The 14,213-nt window shown below is 44.3% G+C and carries 12 protein-coding genes; 5 read left to right on the top strand and 7 right to left on the bottom strand.

The features are described 5' to 3' along the window. Window positions 1-9: 9 nt before the first annotated feature. Window positions 10-1,503 carry a TolC family protein gene (locus VXM68_RS14495; RefSeq protein ID WP_367209144.1) on the bottom strand — a complete coding sequence of 498 codons (1,494 nt, stop codon included), beginning with the start codon at window positions 1,501-1,503 and terminating at the stop codon, window positions 10-12. Window positions 1,504-1,595: 92 nt separating this feature from the next. On the opposite strand from VXM68_RS14495, the gene VXM68_RS14490 reads away from it, so the two are divergent. Next, window positions 1,596-2,381: a helix-turn-helix domain-containing protein gene (locus VXM68_RS14490; RefSeq protein WP_367209143.1), complete on the top strand. Its 786-nt coding sequence runs from the start codon at window positions 1,596-1,598 to the stop codon at window positions 2,379-2,381. Between the two features lie 281 nt (window positions 2,382-2,662). On the opposite strand, the gene VXM68_RS14485 is transcribed toward VXM68_RS14490, so the two are convergent. Both VXM68_RS14485 and VXM68_RS14480 read right to left on the bottom strand, forming a co-directional pair. Further along, entirely contained in the window at window positions 2,663-2,977 is a 315-nt protein-coding gene (locus VXM68_RS14485; RefSeq protein WP_367209142.1) for a MerR family transcriptional regulator, read from the bottom strand. Between the two features lie 46 nt (window positions 2,978-3,023). Continuing rightward, the gene (locus tag VXM68_RS14480; protein ID WP_367209141.1) at window positions 3,024-3,644 is read right to left on the bottom strand and encodes a LytR/AlgR family response regulator transcription factor; all 621 of its coding nucleotides are present in this window, start codon (window positions 3,642-3,644) and stop codon (window positions 3,024-3,026) included. Window positions 3,645-4,372: 728 nt separating this feature from the next. Here VXM68_RS14480 and VXM68_RS14475 point away from each other — a divergent pair. Further along, on the top strand, window positions 4,373-4,918 hold the full coding sequence (locus VXM68_RS14475; protein ID WP_367209140.1) for a hypothetical protein: 546 nt from the start codon (window positions 4,373-4,375) through the stop codon (window positions 4,916-4,918). On the opposite strand, the gene VXM68_RS14470 is transcribed toward VXM68_RS14475, so the two are convergent. Beyond that, the gene (locus tag VXM68_RS14470) at window positions 4,872-7,511 is read right to left on the bottom strand and encodes a TonB-dependent receptor plug domain-containing protein (protein WP_367209139.1); all 2,640 of its coding nucleotides are present in this window, start codon (window positions 7,509-7,511) and stop codon (window positions 4,872-4,874) included. The genes VXM68_RS14475 and VXM68_RS14470 overlap by 47 nt on opposite strands. Window positions 7,512-7,533: 22 nt before the next feature. Here VXM68_RS14470 and VXM68_RS14465 point away from each other — a divergent pair, with 22 nt between their 5' ends. Continuing rightward, the gene (locus VXM68_RS14465) at window positions 7,534-8,502 is read left to right on the top strand and encodes a hypothetical protein (protein ID WP_367209138.1); all 969 of its coding nucleotides are present in this window, start codon (window positions 7,534-7,536) and stop codon (window positions 8,500-8,502) included. Window positions 8,503-8,564: 62 nt separating this feature from the next. On the opposite strand, the gene VXM68_RS14460 is transcribed toward VXM68_RS14465, so the two are convergent. Continuing rightward, window positions 8,565-9,923 carry a hypothetical protein gene (locus tag VXM68_RS14460; RefSeq protein ID WP_367209137.1) on the bottom strand — a complete coding sequence of 453 codons (1,359 nt, stop codon included), beginning with the start codon at window positions 9,921-9,923 and terminating at the stop codon, window positions 8,565-8,567. A gap of 507 nt (window positions 9,924-10,430) precedes the next feature. Here VXM68_RS14460 and VXM68_RS14455 point away from each other — a divergent pair. Then, window positions 10,431-10,946, top strand: a complete 516-nt coding sequence (locus tag VXM68_RS14455) for a MauE/DoxX family redox-associated membrane protein (protein WP_367209136.1) — start codon at window positions 10,431-10,433, stop codon at window positions 10,944-10,946. A gap of 4 nt (window positions 10,947-10,950) precedes the next feature. Continuing rightward, complete coding sequence (locus tag VXM68_RS14450) at window positions 10,951-11,292, top strand: hypothetical protein (protein ID WP_307186700.1); 342 nt, start codon at window positions 10,951-10,953, stop codon at window positions 11,290-11,292. Between the two features lie 29 nt (window positions 11,293-11,321). On the opposite strand, the gene VXM68_RS14445 is transcribed toward VXM68_RS14450, so the two are convergent. Continuing rightward, a complete protein-coding gene (locus VXM68_RS14445) occupies window positions 11,322-12,836 on the bottom strand; it encodes a TlpA family protein disulfide reductase (protein ID WP_367209135.1) in 1,515 nt (504 codons plus the stop codon). Next, the gene (locus VXM68_RS14440; protein WP_367209134.1) at window positions 12,836-14,212 is read right to left on the bottom strand and encodes a RagB/SusD family nutrient uptake outer membrane protein; all 1,377 of its coding nucleotides are present in this window, start codon (window positions 14,210-14,212) and stop codon (window positions 12,836-12,838) included. Before VXM68_RS14440 ends, VXM68_RS14445 begins: the two co-directional genes overlap by 1 nt. Window position 14,213: the final 1 nt, after the last annotated feature.

Here is a 14,213-nt window from a genome sequence, read left to right as displayed (position 1 = left end):
GATAGTTGATTAAAGAATTCCTACAATGGCCAATAGTCTGATATGGCTTAATTTTACGTTTGTCTGTGCGGTTGTGAGGTTAAATTTTGCTTCCAATAGCGAATTTTCAGCCTCCATCAGGTCGGTCAGCAATGATTCCTGATTTAAATAACTGCTTCTGATCACACGGACGGTTTCCGTGGTTTCAAGAATATTCTGTTCGGCCGTTTTGACCCGCTCCAAAGCCTGCTGCCGCTGTAAATACGCTTCTTTTACCTGCAGATAGATCTCATCTTTTTGAAGGTTCGCTTTTTCCTGAGCCTCATTACGGAGCACCAGGGCATGCGCGACTGTATGTTTACTCTTGAACAGGTTGTCAATAGCGTACTGCACTTTGATACCAGTCTGACCAAATCCCCACAGATCATTTGAATACGGATAAAAGGAAATCTGTGGATAGGTGTAATTATAGTGAGCGTACAACGAAACTTGGGGCAATACCATCGCTTTCATCTGCCTGACGTTCAGTTCGCTCGATTTGATGTCACTATGGGCTATTTTGTATGCCGGGGATTGGTTTAAAGCCAGATCTATATACGCGGTGTAGCGATCATCTTCGAAACCATCTACTGCAGCACTGTCTGTATAGTTAATTGCCAGTGCCGCGTCGTTTGCACGCCCCATCAGTATATTGAGCCTTTGTTTGGCGATTTCAATCTTTTTTGTCACATCGGAAAGGTTCAGTTGCAACTCGGTCAATTTTACCGAGGTTCGCAGCACATCACTCTTCAGCACAGTACCGTTGGTATGCAGACTTTCTATTAACCGCATTTGCTTTTGCTCCGCTTCGATCTCTGCGTCAAGAAAATCGTGGAAATGCAAAAACTTGTAGAGATCGAAATAAGCGACAGCGACATCATACTTTACGCGATGCTTTTGCTGCTCTGCTTCATACTGTTTTCGTGTGGTCTCTTCCTTTTTCAGGGCGATGTTCCTTTTGTCCTTCCCGCCATTGTACAGATTGACGTTCAGGTTGTAGCCGACGCCATAGCCGTAGCCTTTTACCGGCACATCCTTTGGGGCAGCAAACAGTCCATCGGCATAGATCAGAAATTTGGAATTGAGCTTTACATCGGCACCAACCGATAGTTCGGGCAGCAGGCGGTCTTTGGCTTCCAATATTTCTAATTTACTTTGCTGAAGATAAAGGTCGGATAGTTTGAGCTGCCGGTTATTTTTCTCGGCCACGGTCCACATTTCTTCCAAACTTAAGGGTTCGGTTTTTTCTGTCTGCTGCGCGCAAATAGCGGGCGCGACCAACAGCAATAGCATAGCCAATGCTTTCCTTTTTTTTAACCACCGCTTGAGCATCTTGTTGCATGCATCAAAAGCAAACGTTAGATCGCATAGGGGCATCAGCGGACTGGTATAGGCACAAGCCAGCCAATACCGATACATTTTGTCTGTCTCTTCCGATGGATGCGGCAAGATTTTTTTATCCGGTTTTATTATTTTTTGTTGCATGTTGATTTTATGAAGATTAACACCGCAAAATTATCCAACACCACAGATCCTATTTTTATATAATTAGCCTAATATTTACTAAATTTGGCCACATGGATAGCCTTCGCCAATTAATCAATCGTGTGGATCAACAGCCCGACTCCATCCTCGTCATGCGACAGCAGACCGAACAGCGCCTGCCTGCTCACCAGCACGACAAGGCGCAGCTGCTGATGGTGTATGGGGGTATTGCGTATCTGCAGACCGACGAAAAGAATTTTTATATTCCTTCCAATCACTACATCTGGATTCCAGCTCACTACCCGCACAATTTGATGTTTAATACGCAGGATCTGTACATTATCAATATTTACTTTCCTGCACAAGAATCAAGTGATTTTTATGATGAACTGGGTATTTATCCCGTAAGCAGGCTGCTGGCAGAGATGCTCTTGTTTAGCGAAAAATGGCAGGGTGATTATTGCGTCGGTTCATGGGAATTTGAGTTTTTGACTACGCTTAAAGGCGTATTATCGAAAGAAAGCCTTAAAAAATTCTCCATCCAGCTGCCGACAACAGATGATCAACGGCTCAATGCCATCACGGATAACATTAGAAATCGGTTGAATGAAGATCTCAGCCTCGATACCATTGCGCAGTGGTCGGGCATGAGTGTGCGCAGCCTGACCCGATTATTTCAGACCAAGCTGCACATTACCTTTGTTCAATACTTAAAAATGCTGCGGATTATTCGTGCCATGGAATTGATCAAAGATACCGATCTGAACATGACGCAGATTGCCTATGCTATTGGCTATTCCAATATCGCTGCATTTAGCAACAATTTTCAGCAACTCACCAATATGAGACCGACAGAATTTAAGCTAAAAAGGAGCTAATTCTCCTATTGATTCCTTATTAAGCTATTGGTTCCTTATTAACCTATTCACTCGCTACCAACTCCCAGCATTCATCGAAATTTTATCGGGTCCGCCTCGGGTCTTGTTCGAATTTGGGCCGAGGGGCACCCGAAGCCAATACGATGAAAATTGCTGTAAAGGCAGGAATTGGTTGGGAAAAGGTCGGGAGAAAGTGGCCAATTGCCTAAAAACGCCGCCCCAGGCAGGGCGGCGCTCAAATCAGCTCCATTTCAATAGGTAAAAATGTAGGGAAGACCGTACTACAGGCCACGGTAATGTTGGCGCAGCCGCTCCACATCCACATCGCGGTAGTAGCGTTTATTGTGTACGCGCTTGGCGATACAGATATGTCCATCGCGCTGCAGCCGATAGAGCGTTTCGGTAGAGATACCGACATGCGATTTGACGTATTCGGCATCCCGCAGCAGCATATTTTCCTGTTCCAGCTGCTCGCGCAGTTCGAGGTATGCCGCAAGCTGACGCTTGACGGCCATAAGTTCCAGCAAGATTAATTTTTGGGCATAGGCTTGCCCCGGACTTAATAGTAAGCCCCTGAGGTATTGTTTTTTGGGCATTGTTATTAATTTAAGGTTTATAAAAAGTGTATAACCCATACACCCATCAGGCGTATTGGCGTAATCTTATCAGCCCCATCGTACTGACGCTAATATCGAGATCGGTACGATCAGGAAATAAAATCTTACGATTGACAACTTTCTTGGCAAAGTTGACACTCACAATAAAACCGCGGTGTATGCGCACGAAAGTACTTTTTGGTAGCATCGTTTCTACCTCGTCCATCGTGATGCGGTAGTTAAAATCGTCCTCTGCCTGCCGCAGGTGAAAGGTTGCATAATTTTTACTGGACGATACCGCCAGGATATCAGTGAAGAGTACAAATCGATGCATCTTTTTGAAGGTAAACCATTTCCCGATGGGCTCGCTCTGGACATGCATGTTGATGTGTACATTTTTCTGATGGAGCGCGCGCTCAAAAGCCACAAAAAGTTCGGGAAACCTCACCGGTTTGATGAGGTAGTCGGCCACGGCGATTTTAATGGCCTCGTAAGCATACTGCTGCGAATTGGTACATAGAATAACGGGGGGCCTTTTTGCCAGCGGCAGTGTCTGGTACAGATCCATCCCCGACATCTCGGGCATCTCCACATCCAAAAGCAATACATCCGGGGGATTATCCATGATGCTGTTGAAACCATCAATCGGTTTTGTAAAACAGCGCACATCACCTACCTCCTTGATTTACCGCAATGCGCTTTCTGCGATACGGATATCGTAGGGATCGTCGTCAATAATCATTACATCGTATTTTGCCATTACCTTCGTTTATAAAAGTTAGTTTAACATTAAAATAGCGTGAACGGTCGGTCACTTCCATTCGTTGTCTTTACTTGTATCTGAACTGTTGCTAGGATCATCATATAACTGCTATTTTAAGCCAAGATAATAATTAAACATAAACAAATCAAATTATAATTATTAAACAATTTTTTAGCCCTATTATTAACCATAATTTCAACCCTTTTGATTCTACTGTGGATGGTCAACTAAATTATGCGATAACAACCTGATTAACAATAAATTTTAAATTTCTTATTTGGTCATTTAAGCCCACCTTCCGCATAGCATTATCAGCTTTTCTTTAGCGGCGAAAAATTTATCATTTAACTTATTTTAGTTCCTATCTGCTCGGCATTTCTTTGGACCACCGCGGGTCAACGCTACAAATATGTGCATTACATTTTATCTATAGAAGTAATGGGAAATAAAGTAATTTCTAGGGACGAATAGATTTATCGTGCAATAGTTCAGGCACACGCTTCCTATTCATCCCTGTATATAGTCTATTTAACCCTATTGAATACCTTTATTTCCCAAAAATTGCGATATGATTATAAGTTTGATAAATTGCTGATCCATGTTAGACAGGCAAAACGAAAAAACGCTTACATATGAGGAGAAGTAAACATGCGCAGCTCGACCCTTTTTTTAAGGATATCCTTCCCCATTGGCAGTATGATATCCCTGAGCTATCCTCACTCTTGGAAGCGGAAAAATTCGTTAAGGGTGAGCATCTTATAAACGACTGGGGCGATCTGTACCTGATTACCGAGGGAATTTTTGGCAAATATGAAAAGACCTGTCCGGTACGCTATGCCCTTGCCGGCGAATCGCTGATGATCCCCAATCAAAAGCACAATTATCGCTTTGTCGCGCTGAGCGATTGCCAGACGTTCCGCACCTCATTCCGTCAACTGGAAGCGATCAATGCCTACAACCCAAAGGTTTTTTACCTGTACGCCCACCTCAAGGATCAGCAGCTGCGCTATCTTGACTATCGGCACAAACTGCTGTCGCTGCATAATCAGGACAAATATGATTTTGTTTTTGATCATTATCCGAACCTCCTCGCCCACATTACGCAGAAGGAGCTCGCTCAATTTATGGGCATCAGTATGGAGCTGCTCCGGCGGATGATGCGGGATAGGGCGTATTAAGCTTCACGCCGATGGAAATATTACGTCCCGGTAGCGGAGCTAGATATTTGAGTATGGAATTTTGCGGGCGTGCTTCCATATTCAATAGATTATTTCCAGAAATAAAATAGACAAATTCATATTTTTTTAGATTCACCTTGTAACCTAATTGACCAGATAGCAAGGAATAGGCTGGCATAGGTGGTTCAATATTGATATTTTTACCTAAATAACGCTGTTTCAGATACCGGTCAAAATTAACGTTGCCGGCAAACTTCTTATAGCGAAATGCCACCGCCCATCCATACCTGCTGGTAGGAAGGTTGGGCATAAAATCTCCTTCCGCCCACTTGCGCATGCTATCGTCCGAGGTGTTTCTATTTTTGACCAGATCAGCGAACGTATTGAATTCCACATGGCCTTCTGTCGTCCATGCATAAGTATAGCTCCCCATAAGCTCCCAGCCCCTAATCTCGGTGTCTGATGCCCGCCATTCCTTCACTAAAAAGCCTCCAGACCGCGAAAGACCGGTATGCGCCAGATAGAGATAGTTGGTAAAAAAACTGCGGTAATGCGTTGCCGAGAGTTTTAATCCGCCATAGTGTATACCACCGGACAGCTCGTAAGCATTGGCGCTCTCTTTGGCGAGACGATCGTCTCCATTTTCTTCCACTAAGATTGCAAAATGGTCATTACCGGCATACAGTTCATTTACCCCTGGTGCACGTTCGGCATGTGTATAGGTTGCCTGTACATAGCCCATGTCGGCAATGGAATAGCTGATATCACCCGAAAAATGGTTTAACTTAAAATCCCTGTTGGAAAAGTTCCCTCCGGCCAAGCCCCTGCTCCGCTGGTAAGTTGGATCGGACAGGGTACGCCGGGCCACCCAATCGTGCCGATAGCCTACATGAACAGCCATTGGTTTGAAATCTATGGTCTGCAGGGTAAAGATCCCGCCTTCCCGACTTAAATTGTTGGGTATATAACGCCGCTCCCCTTGCCCTTCTATAGCCGCAATAGAAAAATCTACTCCACTCACCGCAGACCAAAAACGGCTATACTGTTGGGTTATTTCCGATCGAACCGCATGACGGGCACTGGCAAATTTATTAACCCGATACCTGCCCAGAAGCTCCCGATCATCGGACGACTCACCTCTATACTGCAATTTGACCTCGGGGATGAGCCGTGTTTTGGGTTGATAAGCCGATTCCAACTGCCAGGCATAGGAATAGCTGCGCGTGTTTATCGGTTCATAGATCGGCGTCCATGTTGTGGGGGTATGGCTATGCACCGGCTTATTGCGCTGTGCAAATCCCGGGATACCGTAATAACTCTCAAGGGCATAAAGTCCGAGGCCTACCTGAAAGTTGTCCCTGATGTAACTGGCGCCGGCGTTGACCGCCTGTTTGGCGGCATGGCTATTGGGCATCACACCACGCTGGACAGGAGCGTAATCGGTAATGCCATGCACGACCTCCGTATACAGGGGCGTATTGGGATCCTGCCCAGCGATATATTTGTTATTTCGGGGATTTAGCACCTTTTCGCCGTTAATGAATGAGTAATCTTCAAAGGTATACAGGTCGGCCTCCGACAAGCCCCACCTGGGGTCGTTTAGATTATCGATCACAAACTGGCTCAGATAGGGATACAGCGTCAGGTTGCGGATTGTTTCGCGGTCGACATGGACCTGCGCCATATCGGCCGTCAAATGATCGATCTTCGGATCGTAAGCTATCGGGGCCTTGGTATTGCCCGGGATCTTGAGGTTGCCGTGCGCGAGCCGCATGCCACCGATATGGACTACCCCATATTTTCCAACATTGGTATCAAAGGCAAGCGACTGGCTATTGCCGCTATTGGTGCCCAACTCGGCCTTGGCCTGAGCGGAAATTCCACCTTGCACCCGCACTGCCGGAATCGTATTGTCTTTGACATTAACTGCACCGCCAATTGCTTTTCCGCCGAAGAGCACGCTCGTGGCCCCCTTGTAAACCTCTATTTCGCGTAGATTGTCCATATCGAAATTTGGGTTGAGGTTTGGGCTGATTCCCGACAGATCATTGATGGATAAACCATTGGACAGCACACTAACCCGGCTTCCACTGAGGCTACGGATCATGGGCACACCTGAATTGGGACCAAACGAAGCGTTTTGAACCCCCGATATATGGCTCAATTTTTCGCCGAGCGTTTGCGCCTGTAAACGCTCCAACTGATTGCGGTCTAGCCTCGTCTTTCGCCCATGTCCCGACACTGTGCCGATGGCTTCGGCGGTGGGGAGTGTAATGTTCCGTAAGGTGTCCACTGCGGGTCTGCGCTGCGCCTGCGCCGTATTTGCGGTAGCCAATAGCCCCAGTGCTGCTAAAAAAAGTTGTCTCTGATGGTGCGACATGATGTAACCTGTTCCTGTTTGCGTTGCAAAAATAAAAAAGAAAACATCAAATGCAATATTGTTGCATTGATAATTTTCAATGATTACCTTCGTCAAAATTTTATACCACATGAAACACATCAACACAAAACTCGCGCTGGCAGTAGCGCTGATGCTGACGCTCGGAGCGGCATCATCCTGTAAAAAAGAGAACGCAGCTACCCCCGCTGACATCTCGCTTGCGTTACCTGCAACGGTGAGCCTTCGCTACGGCGAAACGCATGAGATCAAAGTAGCGAATGCCCCTTCTGCCACTGCAGGGATAGACTTCAGCTTTGACTTTTCGCAAACAGCAGAAGTTAATCTGGGCAATGGCGGCAAGCTGCGTGAAAAAATGCAGCAGGCTATTCAGTATAATAGCGAAAAGGGCAGCATCCTTGTCAACAGCGCCCTACTCTATCCCAATGGCGCTCAATCGGGTAGCGCACGCATCCCCGACGCGTACAAAATCACTGTAATCGCCAAAGCGTCCAATGGAACGGTGGTGGCCAAAGAAAGCTTTTCACTGACTGTAACGGCGGGAACCCTTGCGATCAAAGGGCTAAAAACTGGCAGCGAGTTACCCTACGCCTATGTGCTGTATGGCGACGAATCTGTTGCTTTTGAAATCGATCCCCAAGGCATACCGACAACAGGTGCCACCTATCAGCTGCCTGCTGCTGGCGGGCAGGACAATATCGCTTCGATAACGGGTACGCAGATCACTTTATCAAAAAATGCTGGCGATCCGGATAAGAAAGCGGAGAAGGCTTACGAGCTCAGCCCCGAATTGCGGAAAGATGGCTTTCCTGTGGCCTCCACAACCTTTCGGGTGATTCTGATCCCGCAGATTAAATTTTTGTTCGGCCAATATTATCCCGACCTCAACCTGACCATCGATTTTAGTCTGATCCACATCGGTCTGTCCAATGGCTATCTCTCTTCAGCGCCCACACTGTATCCCGAAAATTATAAATCGACATTTGAACTGGTTTCGATACAGAAAGATGGCGTTGCCTTTGACGATAGCGAAAAGCTGTTTAGCGTCAATGCCCAAACAGGTGCTGTTACCGTGAAAAAAAGCGACAATTTAAAAGCGGGGAGTTATCAGATCACTGTAAAGGCGCTGACCACTACCGGTCTCACATTTAACGCCAAACTTACCTTAGCCATGTCTGCAGGATAATAGCTATACCCAAGTTACCGTAACCGAAGCATTGCGGTAACTTGGATGCTATTTCTCGCTGTTTAGCTCGACAGCGCTTCGAGCATAGTATAGGTTTTAAAGATACTGAGCAGAAGCGCAAACAAGAGACAGTACCAGAGCACATCAATTTCCTTGGCCAGTTTGATCGCAAAAACAATGATGAACATCAATGGGCAGACCGCTATAAAAATAAACATAGCTGTTGCTATAGCTTCAAAAATATCCTCATCGTATTTCATCAGCAAAAGCATGATGCCGACGTAAAACAGCCATACGACAAGTGGGGATAGAAAGCATATCAACATTTTCCAAAGGAAACTGAGCTTTAGGTCTTTAGGTATTGCTGTGCGCTTATTCCTGTACAATAGGAAGCACATCGCGGCTACCGCTAAAGTCAGCATCGCCAATTGCACATAGGTATTGAAAATAGTATCGGCACGTGTGTTTACCTTGGAAGAGGACTTGAGTTTATCCCCGCTATACTGCTTTACCTGCGTTTTCTCGCCGTTGACAAATGTCTGTACCACCCTATCGTTACTGCTACTGTCGCGGAGTGTCCAGGTAGCATCTTCCAGTCCCATCTTATAAAATCCTTCTATGACCCGCGTATTACCTTTTGTTCTGATCAATGGTCCATCGAGGCGTCCGCCATTAAATCGCAACGAATCTGTCCCCTCCTCCGTGCGGATGCTGAGCTGGGTGATTGTTCCAGCAGGAATACGCGTTGCGCTATCTCCGATAATGCTTAACACGTCCTGATCGAGCTGCTGGATATTTTTATTTTTATTGTAATCATCGCTCCGGGCCGGCCTGTTGCTATATAAATAGTCTATTTTAACAACAAGCAGCGAATCTTTTTTATAGAATTGAAATCCATAGTAAGGTTCAAAATTCTTGAGTGTCGGATGCTTTAGTAAGATATACTGCGGTTGCTCAAAAGCTTGGATATATCGCGGCTGGGTGGTGGCACAAAAAGCGAACATAGCCACCATACCAATCAGGTAAGTACTTAGGCGCAGCATGAACGCGGGCGGGATGGCAGTCCGGGATTCGCTCTTTGTATACAACCAGGCCAAGCCGATCATGGGCAATGCCATGAGATCGGACAGATCGACTGTTCGTCCTATACCAAAATAAGGATTCATCCATTGGATGAGCACCGTCGAATATTCACTTTTCCAAAAGGTAAATAGCACTGCTGTGGCTATAAAAATGAAGGCTTTCCGTTTGGGAAAGATAGCCGACCAGAAAATAGGGAAAATAAAAAGCCCACTAAAATCGGAAATCTTTCCTGTCAGCACATTGTGAAATGCCGCTTTTAAATAAAAGTCGTTCACGAGCAGCAGGCCAAGAAAAAGAATAAAAAGTGGCGAAGCAAGAATCCTTAAGCGTTGATACATAATCTAAGTTACCTTTTGTATTGATACCCCATTATAGCATTTGGTAACCTTTTTCATAGCGATATGTTTTAGGGGTCGCAACTCTTTTTTATTGCTGCTGCTGGGAATACGCTAGCAGAGATCCCATTCTACCTATAAGTTAAACCCAATTTCTTGGGCATGCTATACCAATATTTTGGGTTTTCGATCGCAATAATTTGCGATCGAAAACCCAAAACATTGTGGTCAAAATCCCAACATTTACCAGAAAATGTAGTGCAACTTTGTAATAGCAGGTCGGATAAAGCAGGTCAGCATCCTAAAGCTTGGTTGAAGCAAGTCAAGGTACCGCTAAGCGATATCCGAAATGCCCAATAAAAAACACGATTATGAGACAGTACAAAAGAAAATTTGCGCTATTCCGGCAATGTCGTTAAGCAGCAAGGCTACCCAGGAAATCCGTCTGTTGGGTGCAGGTGGCTCCGTAGAACAACAAACAAAAGATACATCATCACGATATAAGCGCTTATGGAGAAGCACTTCAATACATACGAATATCAACAGGATCGGCCGGCAAGCTCCCCTAAACGCGGTAGTTCAATCCGCTCGGGTGCACGCTGGATCTATCGTCACTTACCTGAAGTGATCATTTATGGCTATGCCTTTATCTACATGTACACGGGATGGGCTAAGTTTATGAACATGGCCGCTTTTATCAAGGGTAATAGCAAGATCCCCTATCTAGGTCAGTACGCGAAGTTGATCGGCTATGGCATCCCCTCGTTGGAGATTGTGCTTGCGATTTTATTGGTTATCCCGGTGTATTGGATTAAGCGGGCTGCCCTATGGGCTTCGACTGTATTGATGATCCTATTCACTGTTTACCTCAGCTTGATGGTCAAATTTGTGGAGCATAAGCTTTGTCACTGTGGTGGTGTAATCGAATCGATGGGCTGGAAAACGCATATCGCCTTTAATATCATCTGGGTGATAGCGGGAATTTTTGCCCTGGTGAGAACAAAAGTTAAACATTCTAAAATTTAAACCCATGGAAAGAATTAAAAATTATGGGAAATTGCTACTGGGTGTAGCAACAATAGGCGGCGCGATATTGACGCAGTCTTTTACTCAACAAGCGGTTAAAACAACTAAATTCGCTGGAGAGGTTTATGTAAATGGTTCATCGTCTGGAAGCTACCAAAAACTCACTTCTCCAGGGGAATATGATCCAAACAACTGCCAGGAAACAAGCGATCAGAACTGTGCCTGGCGACGCACCAGCACACCTGGAACTGTTCCTGACAACTTTGACGCTTCAACTGCATCATCACTTCATGCCGCAGGCTTAATTGAGCCCATGAATGATGATAAAGGAGTTTATATTCCTTAACAACAAAGGGGAGTTCGCTCCCCTTTTATCTATTCCTCCAAAGCCTCACTGATCATTTTGATTAAAGCATTTTTGTTCTTTTCGGTATATGGATTAGGCGGATTCATAGCCACCACATCATCATTTTTACTAATCAAGATCATAGTCGGATAAGAACCTATTTCATAATAGCGAATGATCGGATGTTTATCATTTTGTCCGCCAGTCCAGAGTTTTACATCAAATTTATCAGTATACTCTCCTTTTTGCAATGAATTCAACCAGTTTTCTCTTTTCTTATCGATCGAGATACTGACATATTTAAAATTGGGATTATTTTTGAAATGTTCTTTTATAGGTTTCATATTTTTATGCAGCGCCAGGCATCCCCTGCATCCTGTAAACCAAAAATCCAACAAGACCACCTTCCCTTTCAAATCAGCATTGGTCACCATTTTTCCATTTTCGTCTTCCAATTTAAACTGAAATGACTGCGCTCGTGTTGTTCGCTTTTTTCTCAAATCACTTACATACTGCCTAAAATCATCATTTTTCATATTCCCCATTAGACTGGTGAGATACATATCATCTAAATACTCTTTCGTACCACGTATCAATAAAGATGAAAATGCAACCTGATCGTACAAAGCACCATGATAGCGCTCTGAAATGAGTAAGTCAGCAAGTGCAACATTTGGTTTTATGCGTCTACCCAGCGGAGCCATTGTTTGCATCAGATCTGTAAAAGCCTTATAAGCTAAGAATTTCGGATATTCATTCGATGTCCCCCGATAGCTTTTCGGATCCCCATAAGATTGTTCATCCGTATAATATTTGTTGTAATACCTCGCCACATACGATCGCACATTATCTGGACTGAAATCCACCAACCAGTTAATATGATTGATCTCATCCCATTTTGTACGTCCAATAAAATCATAGTAGTGGGTATTTGCAGTCATCGTATCGAGAAGCTGAGCGTATGAGGTCACCAATTTCTTAGCTTCTAAACATGCATTTAGGTTTATTGATTTATAGGCACTCAAATAGTCATTGATCTGCTTTTCCGTAGTTTTCTCATCAAAAGAACCGAAACTATTTTTTTGGGAAATAAGCCTATCGCTCAGTTTCTTTTTTAGTCTGAATAGCTCTAACTGGCAATCCAAAGAGGATTTTTGCCCTCCCGAGAAAGATACCCCATGTTGATACAACTGCATTTCCATGGGGTTATCTGCTTTTAGCATTAAGAAATTTCCACTATTCCCGATCAATCTATAATCGTCGGAAATATCTTTCGAATAATTCTTTGGCAACCGGATAAAAGCATAAAATGTCGCGGGTAAATTATCGAGGTCTATTTGAAACCGTCCATGCTTTACTTTCACTCTTACCTCTTCTCCTTTACCATACAAATTCTCCTGATCAACAAAATTAGTCGCATACCTAAAGAGGAATGAATCAACTTTTAGTTCCTTATCAATTTTACCATTAATCGTTAACTTTTGTGCGAAAAGTGCTGTTCCAAACGCAAAGAACAACATAAACAATATTTTTAATTTTAACATTATCGTATATTTTGAATTATTCCACTTCTATTAATTTCATCCTGAGGTATATTAAATATATAGCCCGGTGTATTAGGCTCAAGTCTATAAACGGCATCTTCTAATTTGCGCGATAGCACAATTCCTCTGCCCTCTTTGTTGAGACGCTTGATATCGTCCCAGCGCAGGCAACGCCATACCAATTCTTTTCGTCGTTCTTGGAGCACAAATTGCAAAGCCGATTGTTGATCTGCAAAGGCCACATGAGTATATGTCCCGGTTTTATAGCGATTTAACAGCAATCGCTCCATCGATAATGAAGCTTGATTGAGTTCGCCCCGCCTCACGAGGCACTCGATCTTATTGAGCAAAACTTCGTCGACGGCAAAGCCATTAAAAGGTGTTAATCCGGTGCCATTATAGCCACGCTTCACGGTATACTTTCCGGCCCCATTGTTGATAAAATAAATCGATAAGCGTAAGTCATTTGGAGCATACATTTTTATCAGCGTACTATCCACGAAAACCGTTTGGGTGCTATTGATCTGACCGGAATTTCGATACACGCCAGTGGCGCCATACATGATGAGTTCATCATTTGTCTTTGTAAATGGGGTATTCGACGTTTGCGAAACCTTATTATAATCGATCAACTTATCGTAGCGATTTAACAGGCTATCCGCATACTGCTCCGCTTTATCGTACTCTCGTCTATACAGGTAGATCCTAGATAGTAGTGCAAAGGCTGCCAGTTTGGTTGCCCTGTTCCGTTCGGGTAAGGGTGTATCATAAGCAAGATAGGTGAGAGCGTTACTGAGGTCATCAAAAATAAAGTCATAGCACTCCTTTACTGTAGCCCGTTGCGAAGTATAGTCTATCGATGGGTCTTTCCGAATGGGGACGCCAAGATCAGTATGCTGCGTCAGTGCATCAAAAGGTACCGAAAAGTTCTTGACCAAATCAAAATAGGCTTTGGCCCTATGAAAAAGCGCCTGACCATAAATATCACGTAATGCAAATGTCAACTCACCTGTCTTAAACTGTTTTTCAACTTCGCTGATGATATTATTAGCGTAGAAAACACTTTTGTATGGTGCGTTCCAGTCATTAATCTCCAACTCACCTCCAAATATATCCTTGGCCCATATATACGAATTTCGTTCCGTCGCTGTAGCAGAAGCCAGCCAATCCTTTTCCGTGCTGATGTAATATTCATCAGCAGCCAACTGGGGAAGTACACCCGTTACCCCAACCTGTTCCGAATTATCCAGTAGCCGCTGAAAATCCTCCGCTTGTTCGGGTGTCAAAATGTTACTATTTGGAATTTCTTCGAGAAATCCTTTCGAACAGGCCGTTAAAACTGCCAGCAGGACGGTTATTAAAATATATTTTTTCATA

The sequence above is a fragment of the Sphingobacterium sp. R2 genome (genome assembly GCF_040760075.1).
Classification (GTDB): domain Bacteria; phylum Bacteroidota; class Bacteroidia; order Sphingobacteriales; family Sphingobacteriaceae; genus Sphingobacterium.
Note: the sequence above shows the minus strand (reverse complement) of the source record. Positions and strands in the feature narration are given on the sequence as shown.

Excerpts from the sequence above, each read along its gene's own strand:
- VXM68_RS14455 (WP_367209136.1), top strand. The coding sequence starts at position 10,431 with ATGGAGAAGCACTTCAATACATACGAATATCAACAGGATCGGCCGGCA.
- VXM68_RS14460 (WP_367209137.1), bottom strand. The coding sequence starts at position 9,923 with ATGTATCAACGCTTAAGGATTCTTGCTTCGCCACTTTTTATTCTTTTT.
- VXM68_RS14490 (WP_367209143.1), top strand. The coding sequence starts at position 1,596 with ATGGATAGCCTTCGCCAATTAATCAATCGTGTGGATCAACAGCCCGAC.
- VXM68_RS14450 (WP_307186700.1), top strand. The coding sequence starts at position 10,951 with ATGGAAAGAATTAAAAATTATGGGAAATTGCTACTGGGTGTAGCAACA.
- VXM68_RS14485 (WP_367209142.1), bottom strand. The coding sequence starts at position 2,977 with ATGCCCAAAAAACAATACCTCAGGGGCTTACTATTAAGTCCGGGGCAA.
- VXM68_RS14495 (WP_367209144.1), bottom strand. The coding sequence starts at position 1,503 with ATGCAACAAAAAATAATAAAACCGGATAAAAAAATCTTGCCGCATCCA.
- VXM68_RS14440 (WP_367209134.1), bottom strand. The coding sequence starts at position 14,212 with ATGAAAAAATATATTTTAATAACCGTCCTGCTGGCAGTTTTAACGGCC.
- VXM68_RS14475 (WP_367209140.1), top strand. The coding sequence starts at position 4,373 with ATGAGGAGAAGTAAACATGCGCAGCTCGACCCTTTTTTTAAGGATATC.
- VXM68_RS14470 (WP_367209139.1), bottom strand. The coding sequence starts at position 7,511 with ATGTCAGCGGGGGTAGCTGCGTTCTCTTTTTTACAGGATGATGCCGCT.
- VXM68_RS14445 (WP_367209135.1), bottom strand. The coding sequence starts at position 12,836 with ATGTTAAAATTAAAAATATTGTTTATGTTGTTCTTTGCGTTTGGAACA.